This window comes from Frankia sp. RB5, from assembly GCF_059816245.1.
The window spans coordinates 24564-45820 of sequence record NZ_JCBATA010000025.1; the positions used below are offsets into that span (position 1 = coordinate 24564).

Annotated in this window: 18 protein-coding genes; 14 read left to right on the top strand and 4 right to left on the bottom strand. The window is 72.0% G+C overall.

What is annotated here, in order from left to right; all coding sequences use genetic code 11:
• The first annotated feature begins 50 nt into the window (after positions 1–50).
• The 13 genes from AC6EXY_RS15560 to AC6EXY_RS15620 all read left to right on the top strand — a co-directional run bounded on the left by AC6EXY_RS15560 (position 51) and on the right by AC6EXY_RS15620 (position 15524).
• Positions 51–1568 carry a sugar ABC transporter ATP-binding protein gene (locus AC6EXY_RS15560; RefSeq protein ID WP_101836317.1) on the top strand — a complete coding sequence of 506 codons (1518 nt, stop codon included), beginning with the start codon at positions 51–53 and terminating at the stop codon, positions 1566–1568.
• Positions 1565–2593 (top strand): ABC transporter permease, encoded by a 1029-nt coding sequence (locus AC6EXY_RS15565; protein WP_101836318.1) that lies wholly within the window; start codon positions 1565–1567, stop codon positions 2591–2593. Before AC6EXY_RS15560 ends, AC6EXY_RS15565 begins: the two co-directional genes overlap by 4 nt.
• Before the next feature lie 131 nt (positions 2594–2724).
• Positions 2725–4440 (top strand): AMP-binding protein, encoded by a 1716-nt coding sequence (locus tag AC6EXY_RS15570; protein WP_101836331.1) that lies wholly within the window; start codon positions 2725–2727, stop codon positions 4438–4440.
• 43 nt (positions 4441–4483) lie between these two features.
• Positions 4484–5647 (top strand): thiolase family protein, encoded by a 1164-nt coding sequence (locus AC6EXY_RS15575; protein WP_499817855.1) that lies wholly within the window; start codon positions 4484–4486, stop codon positions 5645–5647.
• Positions 5647–6135 carry a Zn-ribbon domain-containing OB-fold protein gene (locus AC6EXY_RS15580; RefSeq protein ID WP_101836320.1) on the top strand — a complete coding sequence of 163 codons (489 nt, stop codon included), beginning with the start codon at positions 5647–5649 and terminating at the stop codon, positions 6133–6135. Before AC6EXY_RS15575 ends, AC6EXY_RS15580 begins: the two co-directional genes overlap by 1 nt.
• On the top strand, positions 6132–6887 hold the full coding sequence (locus AC6EXY_RS15585) for an SDR family oxidoreductase (RefSeq protein ID WP_101836321.1): 756 nt from the start codon (positions 6132–6134) through the stop codon (positions 6885–6887). Before AC6EXY_RS15580 ends, AC6EXY_RS15585 begins: the two co-directional genes overlap by 4 nt.
• Before the next feature lie 46 nt (positions 6888–6933).
• Positions 6934–7710 (top strand): enoyl-CoA hydratase/isomerase family protein, encoded by a 777-nt coding sequence (locus tag AC6EXY_RS15590; RefSeq protein WP_101836322.1) that lies wholly within the window; start codon positions 6934–6936, stop codon positions 7708–7710.
• Complete coding sequence (locus tag AC6EXY_RS15595) at positions 7707–8516, top strand: SDR family oxidoreductase (RefSeq protein ID WP_499817854.1); 810 nt, start codon at positions 7707–7709, stop codon at positions 8514–8516. Before AC6EXY_RS15590 ends, AC6EXY_RS15595 begins: the two co-directional genes overlap by 4 nt.
• Positions 8517–8597: 81 nt before the next feature.
• A complete protein-coding gene (locus AC6EXY_RS15600) occupies positions 8598–9377 on the top strand; it encodes an aspartate/glutamate racemase family protein (protein ID WP_101832004.1) in 780 nt (259 codons plus the stop codon).
• Positions 9378–9437: 60 nt separating this feature from the next.
• Complete coding sequence (locus tag AC6EXY_RS15605) at positions 9438–10613, top strand: acyl-CoA dehydrogenase family protein (protein ID WP_243407543.1); 1176 nt, start codon at positions 9438–9440, stop codon at positions 10611–10613.
• Between the two features lie 11 nt (positions 10614–10624).
• Positions 10625–11794, top strand: a complete 1170-nt coding sequence (locus AC6EXY_RS15610; protein ID WP_101832003.1) for an acyl-CoA dehydrogenase family protein — start codon at positions 10625–10627, stop codon at positions 11792–11794.
• 41 nt (positions 11795–11835) lie between these two features.
• Complete coding sequence (locus tag AC6EXY_RS15615; protein ID WP_101832006.1) at positions 11836–13029, top strand: thiolase family protein; 1194 nt, start codon at positions 11836–11838, stop codon at positions 13027–13029.
• Positions 13030–13220: 191 nt separating this feature from the next.
• Positions 13221–15524, top strand: coding sequence for an ATP-binding protein (locus AC6EXY_RS15620; protein ID WP_101832002.1), 2304 nt, complete (start codon positions 13221–13223; stop codon positions 15522–15524).
• A gap of 108 nt (positions 15525–15632) precedes the next feature.
• Here AC6EXY_RS15620 and AC6EXY_RS15625 read toward each other — a convergent pair whose 3' ends face one another.
• The 4 genes from AC6EXY_RS15625 to AC6EXY_RS15640 form a co-directional block, all read right to left on the bottom strand.
• Positions 15633–16745 (bottom strand): Zn-dependent alcohol dehydrogenase, encoded by a 1113-nt coding sequence (locus AC6EXY_RS15625; protein WP_101832001.1) that lies wholly within the window; start codon positions 16743–16745, stop codon positions 15633–15635.
• A 107-nt stretch (positions 16746–16852) separates the two neighbouring features.
• The gene (locus AC6EXY_RS15630; protein ID WP_101833458.1) at positions 16853–18409 is read right to left on the bottom strand and encodes an aldehyde dehydrogenase family protein; all 1557 of its coding nucleotides are present in this window, start codon (positions 18407–18409) and stop codon (positions 16853–16855) included.
• Positions 18410–18453: 44 nt separating this feature from the next.
• Positions 18454–19680 (bottom strand): cytochrome P450, encoded by a 1227-nt coding sequence (locus AC6EXY_RS15635; RefSeq protein ID WP_243407858.1) that lies wholly within the window; start codon positions 19678–19680, stop codon positions 18454–18456.
• Between the two features lie 315 nt (positions 19681–19995).
• A complete protein-coding gene (locus AC6EXY_RS15640) occupies positions 19996–20514 on the bottom strand; it encodes an ester cyclase (RefSeq protein ID WP_101829702.1) in 519 nt (172 codons plus the stop codon).
• Between the two features lie 75 nt (positions 20515–20589).
• Here AC6EXY_RS15640 and AC6EXY_RS15645 point away from each other — a divergent pair, with 75 nt between their 5' ends.
• Positions 20590–21246, top strand: coding sequence for a TetR/AcrR family transcriptional regulator (locus AC6EXY_RS15645; protein ID WP_101829701.1), 657 nt, complete (start codon positions 20590–20592; stop codon positions 21244–21246).
• The last annotated feature ends 11 nt before the right edge of the window (positions 21247–21257 follow it).

The following is a 21257-nucleotide window of genomic DNA, read 5'->3' on the forward strand; positions in this document are numbered from 1 at the left end:
GGACGGCGCCGGCGGATACCCATCGGATCGCTCACGAGTGAGGTTTCTGGATGAGCAGCTCGTCGTCACCCGCGCTGCGGGTGGTGAACCTGACGAAGACCTTCGGCGGGGCCCAGGCGCTCAAAGGCATCAGTCTGGAGATCGTGCCGGGCGAGATTCACGCGCTGGTCGGCGAGAACGGGTCGGGGAAATCCACGTTCGTGAAGATTCTGTCGGGTTACCACAGTCCGGAATCGGGCGGCGTGGTCGAGGTCGGTGGAGCGGCGCTTTCCTTTGGCGATGCCGAGGCATCTCAGACCGCCGGGCTCCGCTTCGTCCATCAGGATCTCGGGCTCATCGACGAGCTCACCTGCGCGGAGAACCTGGCGATCGGCCGGGGGTTCGACACCGCGTTCGGTCGGCGCATCCGGTGGCGTCGCGAGCACGAGGCAGCTCGTGCGGCGCTGGCCTCGCTCGGCTACGAGATCGACCCGCGCCGGCCGGTCGGGCACCTGTCGGTCAGCGAACGCACGGCGGTCGCCATCGCGCGGGCGGTGTCCGTCCACGGCGGGCAGACCCACGTCGTCGTCCTCGACGAGCCGACCGTCAACCTGCCCAGGGCGGAGATCCAACGGCTGTTCCGGCTGCTGCGGCTCCTGCGTGACCGTGGCGTCGCGCTGATCTTCATCTCCCATCACCTCGAGGAGATCTTCGAGCTGGCCGACCGCGTCACCGTCCTGCGCGACGGTGAGGTCGTCGCGACCCGCCCGGTGAGCGAGCTCGACCACGACACCCTCATCGAGGCGATGCTCGGCCGTGCCCTGCGCACGGTGCGCGGGGACGTGCGGTCCGACGTCGGCGCGGCGGTGCTGACCGTGCGGGGGGTGAGCGGTGAGGTCGTGCGGGACGTCGACCTCACCGTGCGCGCCGGCGAGGTCGTCGGGGTGGCGGGTATCACCGGCTCGGGCCGCGACGAGCTGGCGCGGCTGGTCGGCGGCGGTGCCCCGTTCGTCGGGCACATCGACGCCGGCGGCCAGCCGCTGCGACCGAACCGGCCGGACCTGTTCATCCGGGCCGGCGTGGTCAGCGTCCCGGCCGAGCGCAAGGCCAACGCGGCCCTCCCGGAGCATTCCGTCCGGGAGAACCTGACGATCTCCGACCTCACTCCCTACACGCGGTGGAAGGTGCTCCGCCGTTCCGCCGAACGCTCCGACGTCCGCACCCTGCTGGAGACGTTCCACATCCGACCCACGCTCCCGGAGCAGCCGGTCGACGCGCTGTCCGGTGGCAACCAGCAGAAGGTCATGATCGCCCGGGCGATGCGGCTGGAACCGCGGGTCCTCGTGCTCGACGAGCCGACACAGGGGGTCGACGTCGGCGCGCAGGCCGAACTGCACCGCCTCGTCCGCGGCTCGCTCGCGACCGGCCTCGGTGTCCTGGCCTGCAGTTCCAACAGCGAGGAGCTGTCCGAGATCGCTGACCGGGTGCTGATCATGCGCGGCGGCCAGGTCGTCGACGAACTCACCGCTCCCCTGAGCGCCGATGACATCAGCGCCGCGACCCTCGCGAAGCAGAAGGAGACATCGTGAGTACCACCGAGGCCACGGCCGCGGCCACCCAGGAATCCGACCGGGACGTGGCGATCCCCGCGAGGCGCCCGCGCGGCCGCGTCGTTCCGAGGCTGGGCCTGGACCGGTTCAGCGGCCTGTACGTGCTGGGCGCGCTCGTCCTCGCCTACGGCATCTGGCTGCCCGACACGTTCCTGACGAGCGAGACGGCACGCAGCGTCGCGGACGGCCAGGCGATCGCCGCGATCGTCGCCCTGGCCCTGGTCGTGCCGCTCGCCGCGGGAGCCTTCGACCTGTCCGTCGCGGCCACCCTGGGCTTCAGTGTCTGCCTGGTCGCCTGGCTGCAGGGCCACCATGTGAACCCCGTCCTCAGCGTGCTGGCCGCGCTGGCCGTCGGCATCGTGATCGGCGCCGTCAACAGCTTCGTCGTCGTCGTCCTCCGGGTGAACTCGTTCATCGGAACGCTGGGAATGAGCAGCCTGCTGGCCGCCGCCTCCTACTGGATCACCGGTGGCCAGACCCTCATCAAGGGATTCTCCCCCGACCTGCTGCGGGCGGGACGCGCCCAGCCGGCGCACATCCCCGTCACGGTGCTGTACCTGGTCGGCACCGCCCTCGTCCTGTGGTTCGTCCTCGAGCACACGCCGCTCGGCCGGTACTTCTACGCGGTGGGCGCGAACCCGCGGGCCGCCCGGCTGGCCGGCCTGCGGGTCGACCGGCTGGTCGCCCGCTCACTGATCCTCGCGGGATTCCTGTCCGCCCTGGGCGGCGCGATCCTGGCCGCCAAACTGGGACTCGGCAGTCCCGACGTCGGTCCGCCCTACCTGCTGCCCGCCTTCTCCGCGGCGTTCCTGGGGGCGACCCAGATCAGGTCGGGTCGGGTCAACGTGCTCGGCACCCTCGTCGCCGTCTACCTGCTGGGCGTGGGCGTGAAGGGCCTTCAGCTCGCCGGCGCGCCCTCCTACGTCAGCGACCTGTTCAACGGTGCCGCCCTCATCGTCGCCGTCGCGCTCGCTGCCCGGACGAGCCGGGCGAGCCGGACGTGACGCGGGCGCCGGGCCGACGTCGCGCCGGCCGGACCGTTGACCGGGGGTGATCTGCAGCACTAAGCTATAAATCTAGCGACCGCTCGAATAATCGAGCCGGCGACGGACGCCGCGTGATCAAGGAGACGGCGATGGGGCTTGAGCAGCTCAGGAGGACCCGGCTGGGCATGGGCGCGCGAGCGTTCGACCCGGCCGAGGTCCAGCGCTTCCGGGCGGACGGGCAGTGGCGTGACCGGACCTTCCTGGACGACTTCCTCGACCACGCCGCCAGTACCCCGGACAAGGCCGCCGTGGTCTCCTACGTCCGGGGCCGCCCGCTGCCGGAGACCGTGACCTACGGCCAGCTGCGGGCCTACGTCGACCGGTTCGCCGCCGCCCTGCTCGACCTGCGTGTCGGCCGGGGCGACGTGGTGTCGATCCAGGTCGCCAACGGCTGGGAGGGCCCGGCGATGGCCCTGGCCGCCATGCGGGTGGGCGCGATCCCCAACCTGATCCCGATCATCTACCGGGAGCACGAGGTGCGGCACATCCTCACCGACGCGGGAAGCACCGTGTACGTCGCGCCGCAACGCTTCCGCGGGTACGACTTCGCCGCGATGGCGCTGCGCCTCCAGCGGGAGATCGTCACGCTGGACAACGTCTTCTTACTCGACGCCGACGAGAGCGTGGACCCGGAGCTGTCCTTCACCGGCCGGTTCGTCGAACCCCGGCGCGAGCTCGATCCCTTCCTCGGCGCGACCCTGGAGTCGCTGCGCCCGGGGGCCGACGACGTCGCGATGCTCGTGTTCACCTCCGGCACGACCGGCCTGCCGAAGGCCGCTCTGCACACCTTCAACACCGCGTGGTCGGGCTACCGCAACGTCGTCGTGAACGCGCTGGACCTCACGGCCGACGACGTCGCGTTCATGGCCTCGACCCTGGGGCACCTGACCGGGTTCATCCACGGCATGCTCGTCCCCCTGTCGATGGGGCAGAAGGTCGTCTACCAGGACGTCTGGGATGTCGACGGCATGCTCGACATGATGGAGACGGAGGGGCTCACCTGGACGCTGTCGGCGACCACCTTCGCGCTCGACCTGGTCGAGGCGCAGAAGCGCCGGGACCTGCCGCTGGCCAGCCGGCTGCGGGCCTTCGCCTGCGGCGGCGCGTCGATCCCGCCCGGCGTCGCGATCGAGATGGACCGGATCTTCGCGACGAGCCTGGTGCCGCTGTGGGGGTGCTCCGAGACCGGGATCGCCAGCATCCACCACCTCGGCGCCCCGCCGGACGTGCTCGACGCGAGCGACGGCTATCCGGTGCCCTGGCAGCAGACCCGGGTGGTGGACGACGACCTGACCCCCGTGCCCGCCGGCACTGTCGGCAACCTGCAGGTGCGCGGCCCCGGGGTGTTCGCCGGCTACTTCGGCCGCAGTGATCTCACCGCGGACGCGTTCACCGCCGACGGCTGGTACGACACCGGCGACCTTGGCACGGTTCTCCCCGACGGCGCGATCCGCATCGCAGGCCGGAGCAAGGACATCATCATCCGCGGCGGCCAGAACATCTCCGCCGTCGAGATCGAGAGCGTGCTCTACCAGCACCCCCAGATCCAGGAGGTCGCGGTCGTCGCCTATCCCGACGACCGGCTCGGCGAGCGGGTCTGCGCCGTCGTCGTCGCGCACGGGGCCGACCGCGGGCTCACCCTGGACGCCCTCGTCTCCTTCCTGGAGGAGGCCGGCATGGCGAAGCCGTTCTGGCCGCAGCGCCTGGTCGTGGTCAGCCAGCTCCCACGCACGGCCTCCGGGAAGGTCCAGAAGTTCGTGCTGCGCCAGCAGCTCGCCGACGGACTGCTCGAGGAGCGGGCGTGAACGGCCGGCCCGATGCCCGGCGCCCGGTGGCGGGAGCCGCCGGATGAGCGCCGCTCGGAGCGCCCCCGTCCACATCGCCGGCGCGGCGCAGGAGATCGTCGGCCGCGGCCGGCCGGCCCCGGCGTACCGCAACCTGCTCGCGGCGGCGGCCACCGGCGCCGTCGCCGACGCGGGTCTCGACCGCTCGGACGTCGACGGTCTCGTTCTGTCCTCCTCGATCCCGCAGCCGTTCGAGTGCAATCCCGCCGAGGTCGCCGAGTACCTGGGTCTGGGAACCGTCTACACGGCGATGGCCCCCTACGGCGGCAGGCCGGCCACCGACGTCCTGCACATCGCCCGCTCGGCCATCCACGCCGGCCTCGCCAGCACCGTGCTCGTGCTGTCGGCCGACACCTTCGCCACCACTCTCGGCCTGGAGGGGGCGATCGAGCTCTACATGAAGAGCTTCGACGCCGTCTACGAGCGGCCGTTCGGCCCGCTGATCCCGACGGCGTTCGCGCTCATGACCGCCCGGCACATCCACGACCACGGCACCACCCTGGAGCAGCTCGCCCAGGTCGCGGTCAGCATCCGCAGACACGGCCTGCTCAACCCGCACGCCGAGGTCACCGGCGAGCTGACCGTCGCCGGCGTCGTCGCCGACACCGTGGTGTCGACGCCGCTGACGCGATCGATGCTGGCGCTGATCTCCACTGGCGGGGCGCAGGGCTTCGTCGTGTCCCGGGAACGCGTCGACGCCCGCTCGGTGACACTGCTGGGGTACGGCGAGGCGAGCGCGTTCATGAGCCTGTCCCAGGCGCCGAGCCTGACGCACTTCCCCCACATCCGCCAGGCGGGGGACCTCGCGCTGCGCCAGGCCGGCGTAACGCTCGCGGACCTCGACTTCGCGCAGTTCTACGACCCGGCCACGATCGTCCCGCTGATCCTGCTGGAGTCCCTCGGGTTCTGCGGGCCGGGCGAGGGCGGCGCGTTCGTCGAGGACGGCGCCCTCGAGATCGGCGGCCGGCTGCCGGTGAACACCCACGGCGGCACGCTGGCCTTCCGGCACCCGGGCATGGGCGCGGCACTCGACTCGGTGGTCGAGGCGGTCACCCAGCTGCGCGGCGAGGCGGGTGCGCGACAGGTGCCGGACGCCCGGCTCGGGCTCGTGCACGGACAGGGCAGCTGGCTCGCGACCAACGGGTTCGCGGTCCTGGGGAGGTCATGATGAGCGACAGCGGCGCCACCGGCACCCCCGGCGCGGGTCCGGCCGTCTCCCGGACGGTCGACCCGGCCGCCGACCCGGCCGCCGACGTGGCCGCCTTCTTCTGGGACGGCTGCGCGCGCCGGGAGTTCTGGCTGCAGCACTGCACGTCCTGCGACGCCTGGCAGTTCTACCCGCGCAGCCTCTGCGCGCACTGCTGGGCCCCGACGGGCGCGCTCGAGTGGCGGCGTCCCGGCGGCGGCGCGGTCCTGCAGTCGTTCAGCGTGGTCCACCGGGGCAGCGGGGCGTTCGCCGAGCACGCGCCGTACGTGGTGGCGCTGGTGCGCCTCGACGAGGGGCCAGTGATGATGTCGAACGTCGTGGGGGACGTCGTGGGGGACGTCGTGGGCCTGGCCATCGGCGCTCGCCTGGAGCTGGGATTCGCCGAGCGGGCCGGCCGCGTGGTCCCCGTCTTCGCCCGGGCGGGCGAGCCGGCACCGGGACCGTCATGACCGAGACCGTGCTCATCACCGGGGCCAGTGCCGGTCTGGGCGCCGGGATGGCCCGGATCTTCGCCGCCCGGGGCGCCGACCTCGCGATCACGGCCCGTCGCCTCGACCGGCTCGAGGAGCTCCGTGACGCTCTCGAGGCCGAGCACCCGGGCCGGACCGTCGTGCCCTACGCCCTGGACGTGACCGAGCACGACGCCGTCTTCACGACGTTCGACGCCGCGGCGCGGCGCCTCGGGCACCTGGACCGGATCGTCGTCAACGCCGGCCTGGGCAAGGGCTCGACGCTCGGCGAGGGACGTTTCGGCGGCAACCGCGACACCGCGGCTACGAACGTCGTGGGCGGCATCGCCCAGTGCGAGGCCGCCATGCGCGTCCTCTACCAGCAGGGTCGGGGCCAGCTTGTGGTGATCTCCTCCGTCGTCGCGGCCCGCGGCCTGCCCGGGCCGATGAACGTGTACGCGGCCTCGAAGGCGGCGCTCACCCACGTCGCCGACGGCATCCGCGCCGACGTGCGGGCCCGGGGACTGCCCATCACGGTGTCGACGATCCGGCCGGGCTACATCGACTCGGAGATGCAGGCCCGGACCGGGCGGCGCCACCCGCTGCTGACCGACGCCGACGTCGGCACCGCGGCGATGGTCGACGCCATCCAGCGGGAGGTCCGCGACGCCTGCGTGCCGCGCTGGCCCTGGCTGGTCTTCGCCGCCGGGCTGCGGTTGCTGCCCATGCCCGTCGTCCGCCGGATGCTCTGACCCCGAAGCCCACCCGTCGCGGGAGAAGTGAGGAGAGACGCTCCAGATGAGCTACCAGTATGTCCGGTTCGAGCGGGTCGGCGCCACGGGCGTCGTCACCATCGCCAACCCCCCGGTGAACGCCCTGCACCCCGACGTCGCGGCCGACATCGAGCGGGCCGCCCAGCAGATCGCGGCGGACACCACGCTGCGCTCGATGATCCTGACCGGCCAGGGACGGTGCTTCGTCGCGGGCGGCGACATCCGCTACTTCACCGAGATCGACCGCCAGGGCGCCGCCGACATGGCCCTGCGGGTGCAGCGCATGCAGAACGTGCTGTTCGACCTGCGAGTACCGGTGATCGCCGCGGTCAACGGGCACGCTCTCGGCGGTGGCCTGGAGCTCCTGCTCTCCTGCGACTTCGCCCTCGCCGAGGAGCAGGCCACGATCGGCGTCACCGAGGTGCGGCTCGGGCTGATCCCCGGCGCGGGCGGCACCCAGATGCTGTTCTCGGCGCTCGCGGCCGGGACGGCGAAGCGCCTGCTGTTCACCGGCGACCGGCTGAGCGCCACCGAGGCGGCCCGCCTCGGCCTCGTCGACCAGGTGTGCGACCGGGGGACGGCCGTCGAGACCGCCCTGGCGTGCGCGGCCCGGATCAACGCGGCCGGCCCGCTGGCCGTCGAGGCGGCCAAACGGTCGGCCAACCACGGCCTGCGACACTCCCTCGACGAGGGGCACCGCCGCGAGGTCGAGATCTTCTCCGCCCTGTTCGAGACCGCGGACCATCGGGAGGGCATCACCGCCTTCCTCGAACGCCGCACTCCCGTGTACGAGCGGCGGTGAGCGGCGTGGCTGAGCGGGGCGGCGCGGACGGCTCGGGGGACGGGCGGGTCGGCGGCTTGGGGAACGGGGGAGTCGCCGTCGTGACCGGGGGCGGGGGCGGTCTCGGCGCGGCGGTGTCGCGGCGGCTGGCCGGAGACGGCTGGAGCGTCGCGGTGGTCGACATCGCCGAGCCGGGCGCGCGGGCGGTGGCCGAGTCCATCACCGCGGCCGGGGGCCGGGCCGTCGCGCTCGTGGCCGACCTCAGCGACCCGGGCCGGGTCGACGAGCTCACCGGCGAGGTCGCGGCGAGCCTCGGCCGACCGGCCACCGGCCTGGTGAACCTCGCCGGCGCTGTGCGCAACGCGGTGCTCTCCCGGCTGTCCGACGCCGACTTCGACGTGGTGCTGCGCACGCATCTGTTCGCGACCATGCACACGGTGCGGGCCTTCGCGCCCGGGATGAAGGCCGCCGGCTTCGGCCGGATCGTGAACACGAGCTCGGTGGCGGCGCGGGGCGTCGTCGCCGGGATCAGCTACAGCGCGGCCAAGGGCGGGATCGAGGGGCTGACCCGGTCGGCGGCCCTGGAGCTGGCCCGCCGTGGGGTGACGGTCAACTGCGTCGAGCCCGGGGTGATCGCGGCCGGCATGTTCCTGGGCGCGCCGGCGGAGTTCCAGGCGTCCCAGGTGGCGCAGATCCCGGCCGGCCGCGCGGGGCTCCCGGAGGAGGTCGCGGCCGCCGTCTCCTTCCTGCTCTCGCCGGACTCCGCCTACATCACCGGGCAGACCCTGACGGTCTGCGGAGGCCTGTCGGTCGGCGCTCTGCGCTGAGCGGACGGAAGGGTCTTGACCCGCGCATATCCGTCCCGCATTATCGAACGAGCGCTTGATTTTATCTCAGGGAGATGCGACATGCGACTGGCGGTCGTGCACATCAACGCCGAGCGTGGCTCCGAGCCGTACACCGAGATGGTCACCGAGGTCTTCAACCGGGTGAAGCGCCCGGACACCGAGATCGTCCACCGCTGGGCCCGGCTGCGGCGCGCCTCCGACACCGTCTTTGGCTATCCGTACCTGCTGAACGCGGTCGACGTGATCCACAACATCCTGGACGCCGCGCGCGGCGGGGTCGACGGCGCGATGGTGGCCTGCAGCGGCGACCCCGGCATCACCGAGGCGCGGACCCTGGTCGACGTCCCCGTGGTCGGCCCCTGGGAGGCGACGCTGCATCTCGCCAGCTCGTACGCCTACCGGTTCGGCGTGGTGACCGTCGAGGACCGCGCCTGGGCCGAGACCTGCCACAGCCTGATCGCGCGCAACGGCCTGCTGGACCGGTGTGTGGGGGTGCGGCGGATCGAGACCCCGTCGGCCACGGCGTTCACCAAGGGCTTCGCCGATCCGGCGTTCGTGGTGGACGACATCCGCCGCCAGGCCGACGCGCTGGTCGAGGCGGGCGCCGGCGCCATCGTCATCGGCTCGGCCGGCCTGAGCACCATGGCGGCGGCCGCCGGCCTGCACAGCATCGACGGCGGCATTCCGGTCTTCGAGACCCTCAGCGTCGGTCTCAAGACCCTCGAACTGCGCGTCGAGCTGACCCAGAGGGGCGGCCTGCCCCCGACCAGCCGCGCCGGCTACACCCAGCGGCTCGCCGACGCCGACACCGACCGGGTCCGCACCCTGTTCGGGCTCTGACCGACGGCCCCCGCCGGCAGACCCGCGCCCGCAGACCCCATGCCAGAAAAGAGGGAGATCGTGAACGGTTCCGTGGCCCAGTCGCTGTTGACCGAGGAGGAGCGCGAGTTCCAGGCGGTCGTGCGCCAGTTCATGGACACGCACGTCAGGCCGATCGTGCCCGAGATGGAGCGGGCCGGGCGCCCGCCGGCCGAGCTGCTGAAGCTGATGGGGGACCAGGGGCTGCTGGGCTGCTTCGCCCCGGAGGAGTACGGCGGCGGGGGCGGAAGCCTGATGAGCCGCGCCATCGTGGCGGAGCAGACCGCGCGGGTGGACGCCGGTCTCGACGCGACGCTGTTCGTGAACATGAGCCTCATCGCGCGTCACCTGATCCAGCGTGGTACCGAGGAGCAGAAGCGCCGGTATCTCGTGCCCCTCATCGCGGGCACGTCCTCGGCGTCGATCTGCCTGACCGAGGCGCACGGCGGCTCGGACGCGCTGAGCCCCCGCACGACCGCCCGGCTCGACGGGGACGAGTGGGTCGTCAACGGCTCCAAGACCTTCATCACCAACGCCCCCATCGCCGACGTGTTCCTGGTGTTCGCCCGGACCAGCGGCGAGAACCGCCGGGCCCGCGGCGGCACCGCGTTCCTCGTCGAGAAGGACACGCCGGGACTGTCGGTGGGCAGGCCGTTCGACAAGCTGTCGCTGCGCAGCTCGCCGACCGCCGAGGTCTTCCTGGAGGACGTGCGGGTCCCGGCGGGCCAGGTGCTCGGCGAGGTCGACATGGGCTTCTACTACATGCTCGAGGGCCTCGACCTGGAACGGGTCTTCGAGGGCGCGTCGAACACCGGCATCGCCCAGGCCTGCCTGGAGCTGGCGGTCGAGTACTCCAGCCAGCGGGAGGTGTTCGGGCAGGCGCTGTCGTCCTACCAGCTCACCCAGGACAAGATCGCCCGGATGGCCACCGGTGTGGAGACGTCCCGGGTGATGTTCTACCACCTGATCCGCGAGCTGGAGCGGGGCGAGGAGGTCACCCGGTCCGCGGCGATCATCAAGCTGCACAGCTCCCTGGTGGCGGTCGAGGCCTCGCGCGAGGTGGTCCAGATCCTCGGCGGCTACGGGCTGATGGAGGAGTACCCCGCCGCTCGGCTCTACCGCGACGCCAAGCACCACGAGATCGGCGCGGGCACCAGCGAGATCATGAAGACGATCATCGCCCGGGAGACCTACAAGGCCGCCGGAGCGGGACGCTGAGGACGACGGCGATGCCCACCGACACCAGCCGCTACCTCGGCGAGGAGGCGCTCGAACTCCGGACGATCCTGCGCCGTTTCGTGGCCGAGCGCATGCCCCGCCCCGACGCCGCGGCGTGGGACAAGGCGGCGCGCTTCCCCCGGGACGTCTTCGACGCGCTGGCCGAGCTGGGGGTGATGGGGCTGGCGATCCCCGAGGAACACGGAGGCGCCGGCCGCGACATCCACGCCACGCTGATGGTGATCGAGGAGCTGTCGAAGCGGAGCATGGCCGTCGCCATCCCGTACATCATGGCCAGCTGCTACGCCGGGATGACGGTCGTCGACTGCGCCAGCGAGGAGCAGAAGGCCCGGTGGCTGCCCGAGATCGCCGCCGGACGGATGCTGTTCGCCTACGGCTGGACCGAGCCCGACGTCGGTGCCGACCTGGCCAGCGTGCGGACCACGGTCCGCCGCGACGGCGACGAGCTCGTCGTCAACGGCGCCAAGCGGTTCTGCACCGGCGCGGGCATCAGCGACTACATCTACACGCTGGCGAACTCCGACCCCGACGGCGCGCGTTACCACAACCTCAGCCTCGTCCTCGTCCCACCCGACGCCGACGGCGTGACCATCACGCCGATCGACGCGATGGGCGTCAAGGGCAGCCAGACGACCGACGTCACCTTCGACGACGTCCGGGTGCCCGCCGGGCTGCTGATGGGGGGCGCGGACGGCTGGAACAACGGTTGGTCGATGATCACCGGATCCGGCCTCGACATCGAGAAGCTCGAGGTCGCCGCCATGGCGCTGGGCCTGGGGAGCGCCGCCTACGAGGACGCGGCGGTCTACGCCGAGCAGCGCGAGCAGTTCGGCGTGCCGGTCGTCCGGCACCAGTCGGTCGCGCACAGCCTGGCCGACATGCGGGTCGACCTGTACGCCTCGCGCCTGGTCCTCGACGACGCCGCCGAGCGGGCCGCCCGCGGCGAGCCGTGTGGCGTGCAGACGTCCATGGCGAAGCTGTTCGTCACCGAGGCCGGCAAGCGGGTCGTGCTCGCCGCTCAGACGATCCTCGGTGCCTACGGGTACGTCGCCGACGTCGATGTGGAGCGCTACGTCCGCGACGTCCTGCTGATGCCGATCATCGGCGGTTCGTCGGCGATCCAGCGCAACAACATCCACAAGTGGTCGCGCCGGCGATGACCGTCGCCGCGCGACCCGACCGGGAGCAGAGGGGAACCACCATGCGCAGGGCCGTCATCGTGGACGTCGTTCGGACCCCCGCCGGGCGGGGCAAACCCGGCGGCGCGCTCTCGGCGTGCCATCCGGTCGAGCTGCTGCGGACGGTGCTCAGTGCGCTCGTGGAGCGGACCGGGATCGACCCGGCGCTGATCGACGACGTGATCACCGGTTGTGTGGGCCAGGCGAAGGAGCAGGCGGTCAATATCGGCCGCCAGGGGGTGCTGGCGTCGGGATGGCCCGACAGCGTCCCGGCGACGACGATCGACCGGCAGTGCGGTTCCAGCCAGCAGGCGGTGCACTTCGCGGCGCAGGGCATCATGGCGGGCTCGTACGACGTCGCGGTCGCCTGTGGGGTCGAGTCGATGAGCCGGGTGCCCATCGGCGCGCCGACGATCGGCCTCGATCCGTACGGGGAGCGCATCCACCGGCGGTACGCGCCGGGCCTGGTCAACCAGGGAGTGTCGGCGGAGCTCGTCGCACGGCGCTGGGGCTTCGGGCGGGAGGAGCTGGACGCCTACGCCGCCGGCTCCCACCGGCGGGCCGCGGCCGCGGCCGAGCGCGGTGGCTTCGCCGACGAGATCGTGCCGGTGACGGTCCGCCACCCGGACGGCTCAGAGCAGATGGTCCGCGCCGACGAGACGATCCGGCCGGGCACCACTCCCGAGGGCCTGGGCGCGCTGCGGCCCTCGTTCGCGACCGCGGACATGGTGGAGCGGTTCCCCGAGATCGCGTGGAGTATCACGCCGGGCAACTCCTCGCCCCTCACGGACGGCGCCTCGGCCGCGCTGCTCGTCGGGGAGGACACCGCCGCGCGGCTCGGCCTGTCACCGCGCGCCGCCGTGCACGCCATGGCGCTGGCCGGGGACGACCCGATCCTCATGCTGACCGCGCCGATCCCCGCCACGAGGAAGGTCCTCGCCCGAGCCGGGCTGACCCTCGACGACCTCGACGTCTACGAGGTCAACGAGGCCTTCGCGCCGGTCCCGCTCGCGTGGCGGCGCGAGCTCGGCGCGGATCCCGACCGGCTGAACCCCCGGGGTGGCGCGATCGCTCTCGGCCACGCGCTGGGCGCCTCCGGGACCCGCCTGCTGGGAACCATGATCAACTATCTGGAGGCCACCGGCGGCCGCTACGGGCTGCAGACGATGTGCGAGGGCGGCGGCATGGCCAACGCGACGATCGTCGAGCGGTGCTGAGACCACGGCGACCACGGCCGGTCCGCACCCTCCCCGGCCGTGACCAGTAGCAAAAGCTGTATCGAGTGATTAACGTCACTCATCAGGATGAGTGTGAATCGGTTGCCCCGATCGAGTCTTCTGGATCAGGTTCTCCGTCGTCGCGCGTTCGGGGGCCGGGAAGGATCGCGGGGCCTCAGGTCGGAGCTGTCATGACGCGTTCGCAGGTCCCCGCCGACCTCACCCGGTTCGTCGGCCGGGACAGGGAGTGCGCCCAGGTCGCGGAGCTCCTCGCGGCCGGGCGGCTGATGACCCTGACCGGGCCGGGTGGCGTCGGCAAGACGCGATTAGCCAAGGAGGTCGTGCGCCGGGCGGCGGGCGACCTGGCGGACTCCGTCGTCTTCGTGGAGCTCGCCGAGGTCGCCCAGGGCGACCAGGTCTTCACCACGATCGCCGGGGCGCTGGGCCTGGCGCTGGACGGCGGCGAGTCGCCGCGAAGCCTCGCCACGGCGCTGGCCGAGTGTGAGGTCCTGCTGGTGCTCGACAACTGTGAACACGTCCTGGCGGCGTGCGGGCGCCTGATCGGCGCGCTGCTGCCGCTGGCGCCCGGCGCCCGGGTGCTCGCGACGAGCAGGGAACCGCTGGGTATCCTCGGCGAGCGCACCTGGCGGGTTCCTCCGCTCAGTCTCCCGGCGCCGGCGTCGAACCCCGGCATCGACAGCGACGCCGTCCAGCTGTTCCTGGACCGCGCGCTGTCGGTCGCGCCGGAGTTCGCCGTGACCGACGCGCGGCTGCGGATGGTCGGTGACCTCTGCCGCCGGCTCGACGGCATCCCCCTGGCCATCGAGCTGGCCGCGGTGCGCACCCGCGCCTTCGACCTGCCGCAGATGCTCTCCGACGAGGTACCGATCTTCCGGGTCCTCGACCGGGGCAACGAGACCGGGCCCAGCCGTCACCACACGCTGCGCAAGGCGATCGAGTGGAGCCACGACCTGTGCACCGACCGGGAACAGGCCCTGTGGAGCCGGCTGGCGGTCTTCAGCGGATCGTTCGGCCTCGCCGCCGCCCGGGAGGTCTGCGCCGGCGACGGCCTGACCGGGGACGACGTGGTCGCGCTGATCGGGAACCTGGTCGAGAAATCGGTGGTGACCTGCAACGTGATCGAGGGCGCCCACCGCTACCGCCTGCTGGAGAGCCTGCGCGAGTTCGGGCTCGAACGCTGCGAGCAGCGGGAGACGTGGCGGCGCCGGCACCGTGACTACTACCTGGGCCTCGCGCTGGCGAGCACGCACACCTCGACCGGGGACGAGCAGCTCGTCACGGTCCGCCGGTTGCAGGGGGAGCTGCCCAACATCCGCTCCGCCGTCGACTACTCCCTGTCGCGCGATGCCGACCGGCTGGTCGGCCTGGAGATGACCGGCGCGTTGTGGTTCTACTGGAACGCCTGCGGACACCTGCGCGACGGCTGCCGCTGGCTGCAGCGCGCCCTGGAGGAGAACCCCGAGTCCACGCCGGCCCGGGCGAAGGCCCTGTGGGTGCTCGGGTGGTACGAGATGGTCCAGGGCGACAAGGCGAACGCGCGCCTGCATCTGGAGACGGCCCGGGACATGGGCCGGGCCCTCGGCGACCGGGTGGCGACCGCGACCGCCACCCAGTTCCTCGGCACGCTCGAGGAGCTGGACGGCAACACCGAGGGCGCCATGCGGCTGCTGGAGGAGGCCGAGCGCCACCACCGCGAGGCCAGTGAGCAGGGCGCGCTGAGCATCCTGTGCGGCGCCCAGCTCGCGATGGCCCACTGCCTGGCCGGCCGCCTCGACGAGGCGCGCCGCCAGTGCGACGCGGCGGTCGCGCGGGCGGAGGCCCACGACGAGCGGTGGGCCGCTTCCTGGGCCCGCTGGAACCGCGGGCTGCTCGACCACTTCGCCGGGCAGGCGTCCCGGTCCGTCGTGTCCCTGCGCACCGCCCTCACCGCCAAGGCCGCCCTGTGCGACTGGCTGGGCGCGTCGGCCTGCGTCGAGATCATGGCCTGGAACGCGGCCGACCTGGGCCGGATGGCCTACGCGGCCCGGCTGCTGGGGATCGGCCACACCCTGTGCCGCGCGATGGGCGGCCGGCACCCACTGTTCGGATCGACCCTGCTGACGGCGCGGCGTGCCCGGTACGTCGCGAGGATCCGGCAGGCGATCGGCGCCGACGCCTACGAGCGCGAGTTCGCCGCGGGCCGCGAGCTGGAGGTCGTGGAGGCCGCCGCCTTCGTCCTGGACACCTGCGTCGGACCCGACCGTCTCACCCCGGTGGGGCTGTCCCGCCAGGACGCGCTGACCGCCCGCGAGCGGGAGATCAGCCGCCTGATCTACCAGGGGCTGAGCAACGCCGACATCGCCGCGTCGCTCACCATCTCCCGGCGCACCGTCGAGGGCCATGTGAACCGGATCCTCGCCAAGCTGAACTTCCGCTCCCGCTCCCAGGTCGCGGTGTGGATGGCGCGCCGGGAGCCGGTCGAGTCCGGGAGCTGACGCGGACGGGCGCCGGCCGCCCGCCGGCGCCGTGGCGGGTGCGGTCGGGTCCCGCGCCCGTGCGGGACCCGACCTGTCCTGCGCCGCGGCGGGAGTCCACACCCCGGGCTAGTGCTCGTGGGCGATGATCCCGCGGATGTTCCTGTGCGCCATCAGGTCGTCGTAGCCCTGGTTGACCTGCTCCAGGGAGTAGACGTTGGTGATCAGCTCGTCCAGCTTGACGTGCCCGGTGCGGTAGAGGGAGAGCAGCTTCGGGATGTCGTACAGCGGGTTGCACCCGCCGTAGAGCGAGCCCTGGATCCGCTTGCCCCACAGCGCCAACTGCACCCCGGAGAGCCTGATCGTCTCGTCCTCGTACTGACCCATCGACGTGATGACGACGGTGCCGCCCTTGGAGATCACCTCGGCGGCGGCCGCCACGACGTCGGCGACGAGCTCGTCGACCGTGATGATGGCGCTGTCCGCGCCCACCCCGTGCGTGAGCTGGCGGACCAGCTCCTGCGCCTCGGCGGCGGTCGCAGCGGTGTGGGTGGCCCCGAAACGCTTGGCGTACTCCAGCTTGTTCGGCGCCGGATCCACGGCGACCAGGTGCTGCGCCCCGGCGTACGCCGCGCCCTGCACCGCGTTGATGCCGATGCCGCCGATCCCGTAGACGACCACGGTGTCACCCGGGCGGACCTCGGCCGAGTTGACCGCGGAACCCCAGCCGGTGGGCACCCCGCAGCCGACCAGAGCGGCCTTGTCGAGCGGGAGGTCGCCGTCGATCCTGACGATCGAGTTCCGGTGCACGGTCGCGTACTGGCTGAAGGTGCCGAGCGTCATCATCGAGCCGTAGTCGCCGTTGCGGCCGGTGAACGGGAAACGCCCGCCGGGAAGGAAGCCCTCCAGGCCGTTCGCGCCCAGGTCACACAGCCGCGAGTTGCCAGTCGCGCACCAGCGGCACCGCCCGCACACGGGGTAGAACGACGCGACGAAATGGTCGCCGGGGGCGAATCCGGTGACGTGCGACCCGACCTCGAGGATCTCGCCCGCGCCCTCGTGCCCGAAGACCATCGGGGCACGGAAGGGCAGGTGGCCCTTCACCATGTGGAGATCGGAATGGCACAGACCGGAGTAGTCGTAGCGGACGAGCACCTCCTCGGCGTCCGGCCGGACGATCTCGAGCTCCTCGATCTCGAACGCCTTGCCTGCCTCGTAGAGGACCGCAGCCTTGGTCTTCACGTGAGTCGTCCTTTCCTTCCTGCGCGCCGGATGGCGCAGGTGCGTCGTGGGGTCCGCGCTGAGGCGGGGAGGGGGTGGGAGAGGGGGCCGAGCCGGGGCCGGGAAGGTCAGTCCCAGTCGGGCGCCGGCGTCGGGAGCGCCAGGCCGTAGGCCCGTTTCCGCAGGTCCGGCTCCAGGCTGACCTGGACGGACTTGGGCTCCGTGTAGGCGTCGAGCGCGTTCGCGCCGAGCTCGCGGCCCATCCCGCTCTGCTTGAACCCGCCAAAGGCGTAGTTCTCGTTGGCCATGTGGAAGTCGTTGATCCACACCGACCCGGCCTCCAGGCGGCGGGCCACGTCCAGGGCGGCGTCCACGCTGGCGCTCCACACGCCGGCGGACAGGCCGAAGTCGCTGTCGTTCGCGATCGCGATCGCCTCGTCGACCGTGTCGTAGCGCAGGACGCACAGGACGGGCCCGAAGATCTCCTCCCGGGCGACCCGCATGTCGTTCGTGACGTCGGTGAGGACGGTCGGCTCCACCCAGTAGCCCGCGTCGACCCCCGGCGGCACCCGGCCGCCGCAGGCGACGGTCGCGCCCTCCTGGCGGGCCAGCTCGACGTAGCGCAGGACCCGGTCTCGCTGCTCCGCGCTGATCAGCGGGCCGAGGGTGGTGGCGGGATCGAGCGGATCCCCGATCCTGACGTCGCCCAGTCGCTCGACGAGCCGCGCGACGAACCGGTCGTGGATCGCACGCGGCAGCAGCAGGCGCGTGCCGGACTCGCAGGCCTGCCCGGCGTGCATGAGGAAGGCCCAGATCGCGCCGTCGACCGCGGTGCGCATGTCGGCGTCGTCCAGCACTATGTTCGGGCTCTTGCCGCCCAGTTCGAGCGTCACCCGCTTGAGGTTGCTCGTGGCCGCGGCGGCGGCCACCTTCTTGCCGACCTCGGACGAGCCGGTGAAGCCGATCTTGCGCACGTCGGGATGGGTGGCGAGGTGGGCGCCGACGGTCTCGCCGTCGCCGGTGACGACGTTGAACACGCCGTCCGGGAGACCGGCGGCCTGGAACTCCCGCGCGAGCTCCAAGGCGCCGATCGGGGTCTTCTCGTCGGTCTTGAGGACCACGGAGTTGCCGGCCGCGAGGGCGGGACCGATCTTCCACACCGCGAGGGCCAGCGGGAAGTTCCAGGGCACGATGGCCGCGCAGACCCCGATCGCCTCGCGGCGGACGACGCCGGAGTGCGCGATGCCGCCGACGAGCGGCCCGGGCGCCTCGAACCGGTAGGCGCGGGCCTGCTCGGCGAAGTAGCGCAGGTTGGAGATGGGCGTGATCGCGTTCAGGCCCAGGGACAGGTACAGCGGTGCGCCGCCCTCGCGGGTGGCCGTCGTGGCCAGCTCCTGGGAGCGGGCCTCGAGCGCGTCGGCGGCGGCCTCCAGCACCGCGGCGCGCCGCGCCGGCGGCAGGTCGCGCCACACCCCCTGCTCGAACGTGCGGCGGGCCGCCGCCACGGCGGCATCGGCATGCTCGATGCCGCCCCTGGCCGCGGTGGCGATCGGCTCCTCGGTGGCCGGGCTGACGAGGACGTACTGGTCCGCGGTGTCGACCCACTGCCCGTCGATGAACATCCGGTAACGCGGGAGCGAGGTCTCGCTGGAGGCGAAGGAAGGACTTTCGATGGTGGTAGTCATTGCGTGTCCTTGCCGAGAGGATGGCGGTGCCCGCGAGGCAGCCGTCAGGTGGCGGGGGTGAACTCCACGACGAGCGACTCGGGGCCGCGGGTGAACAGGCCCACGTCGGGCGGCACCACGCCGTCGGCGAAGCGGATGTCCGGCATCGCGGCGAGGATCTGGTTGATGGCCGTCTCGGCCTCCCGCCTGGCCAGCAGCGAGCCGACGCAGAAGTGACGGCCGAGCGCGAAGGCGATGTGGTCGGCCGAGCCGGCGAAGGCCTGCCGGATGTTGATGTCCTCGCGGAAGATGTTGTAGGTGTCCGGGTCGTCGAACCGGCGCTCGTCCCGGTTGGCCGCGCCGTTGACGCAGCCGACGACGCTGCCCGCCGGGATCACCGTTCCCGCCACGTCGACGTCGTCGGTCGTCGTGCGCAGGATGATCTGGACCGGCGGGTGGTAGCGAAGAGTCTCGACGAGCGCGCGGGTCGCGAGCGTGGGATCCCGTCGCACGGCCTCCAGCTGCTCGGGATGCATGATCAGGTACTTGAGGGTGCTCGCGATCGACTTGTCGGTGGTCTCGCCGCCGGCGATCAGCAGCAGGCCGATCAGCGCCTTGATCTGCTCGTCGGAGTACTGTTCGCCCTCGATCTCGGCCTGCGTGAGGCGCGAGATCAGATCGGTGCCGGGATTGCGCCGCCGTTCGGCGATGATCGGCAGGATGTAGGCGGGGTACTCCCGCTGGGTGCGCATGCCCCAGGCGTGGATGTCCGGGTCGTTCGTCAGGTTCGACAGGAACGCCATCAGCGACGAGTACCAGTCGTGGAACTTCGGCAGGTCCTCCCTCGGCAGGTCGAGCATCCGCACGATCACGTTGATCGGGAACCACTTGCTGAAGTTCTCGGCCAGGTCGACGCGACCTGAGGATCGGAACGTGTCGATCATTTCGGTCGCCAGCTCGTCGACCTGGGGGAGCAGCTCCTCGAGGTAGTTGCCGCGCAGCGCCGGCGTGATCAGATGCCGGTTGATGGTGTGCTCCCGGCCGCCCATCTGGATGACGGTCCGACCGATGACGGGCTCCATCTGGAAGCCGTAGTTCTCGTTCGAGAAGCCGGTGGAGTCCTTGTAGATCCGGGCCACGTCCTCGTAGCGACTGACGAAGTAGTAGCCGCTGGCCTCGTGGTACAACACTGGGTAGTGGTCGCGCATGATCTTGTAGTACGTGTGGGGGTCGCGTGCGAACTCCGCGGAGAGAACGTCTGGCTGCTCCGGGACGGCCATGGTGACGGTCACCCTTCTCCCAACTGTCGGTGTCGGCTTGGCGAGCCGGTCGATGTGAGGAGCGTCCCTGTCGAGGCGGGGTGACGTCTTGCGCGAAAACACCTGATCTGACACCTGGATGTGACTGGCGGCACACCCGGTTCCGCGCCGGCCGGCAGCAGCGTGGACGGGAGTCTCCACCCCCGACCTCGCGAGAACGCGGCCGGGCGGCTGGCCGCCGTCGTGATGGGGAGCGTCCGGCGATGTCGGGGGTGGGCGGGCGAAGCCCGGCAACGGTTGGGCGGGGGTGCGGGTACGGGCGGCGCCGCCGGAACGCGTCGACCAGGCTCAGGCGGGCGTCCTGGTGGCGCGGCGGGTGGCCAGCGCCGAGCGGACCAGGTAGGCCGGCGACGGTGGCACCCAGCCCAGCTGGGTTGCGGTGCCGAGGTCGTCCCGGTTGGCCCAGTGCTCGATGACCTTCCCGTCGGCGACGCGGAACCAGTGCGTCTGGGTGGTGGCGAAGGAGCGCCCGGTGGGCGGGAAGGCGCGCGCGACCCGTCCGTCGGCGCCGTAGGTGACGAACGGTCGGACGTGGCGGCCACTCATCGTGCAGTGCACCGCCACCACGTCGCCCTGCACGACCGTGTCGTGGATCTCCCAGTGCAGGTCGGCGTAGGCGTCGCGCAGCCAGTGCGCGGTGGCGAGGAAGGCGCCGGGGCCGTGGTCGCGGCAGGCCGGCGGCTCCTGGGCGGCCTCGCGGTTGACCGCGCGGGGGTGCACGACGTCGGCGAAGTCGTCGACGTCGCCGGTGGCCATGATCTCGATGCTGCGTCGGGCGAGCATCTCGAACGGGTGCGTGTCCTGCATGGGATCACCTCGTGTCAGTCTGGTAAGCATTTTGAAGACAGCATGACTGTATTCGTTACTGGAGGACTGTAATAGATGGTGGAGGCCAACTCCGGGAACCGTCGCGGGTACGACAACCGCGGTCGGGCCGAGCAGGCGCGACGCACCCGCGCGCGCATCGTCGACGCCACCCGCGACCAGCTGCTGGCGCAGGGGTACCGGGCGACGACGATGGCCGGCGTCGCCCGCGCCGCCGGCGTGTCGACCGAGACCGTCTACAAGGCGTTCGGCACCAAGTCCGCCCTGGTCAAGGCCACGTACGACGTCGCGCTGGTCGGCGACGACGAACCCGTCCCGCTCGCCGCCCGCCCGCAGATGCGGGCGCTGCTCGCCGACCCCGACCCGGCGTCGAAGCTGCGCCGCTACGCCGCCGTGGCCCGCACCCTGGCCGACCGGATCGGGCCACTGAGCAGCGTGCTGCTCGCGGGCGCGCGCGGCGGCGGTGACCCCGACCTCGAGGCCCTGGCCGCCACCATCGACGAGGAACGTCTGCGCGGCGCCACCGCGCTCGTCACCCACCTCGCCGCGACCGGCGGCCTGCGCGCCGGCCTCGACGCAGACCAGGCCCGCGACACGGTCTGGACCCTCATCTCACCCGACGTCCACCGCCTGCTGGTGGCCGACCGCGGCTGGTCCCCCGACGACTACGAACGCTGGCTCGCCGACACCCTGGTCGCCGCGCTGATCGCGTGAGGATGGCGGCG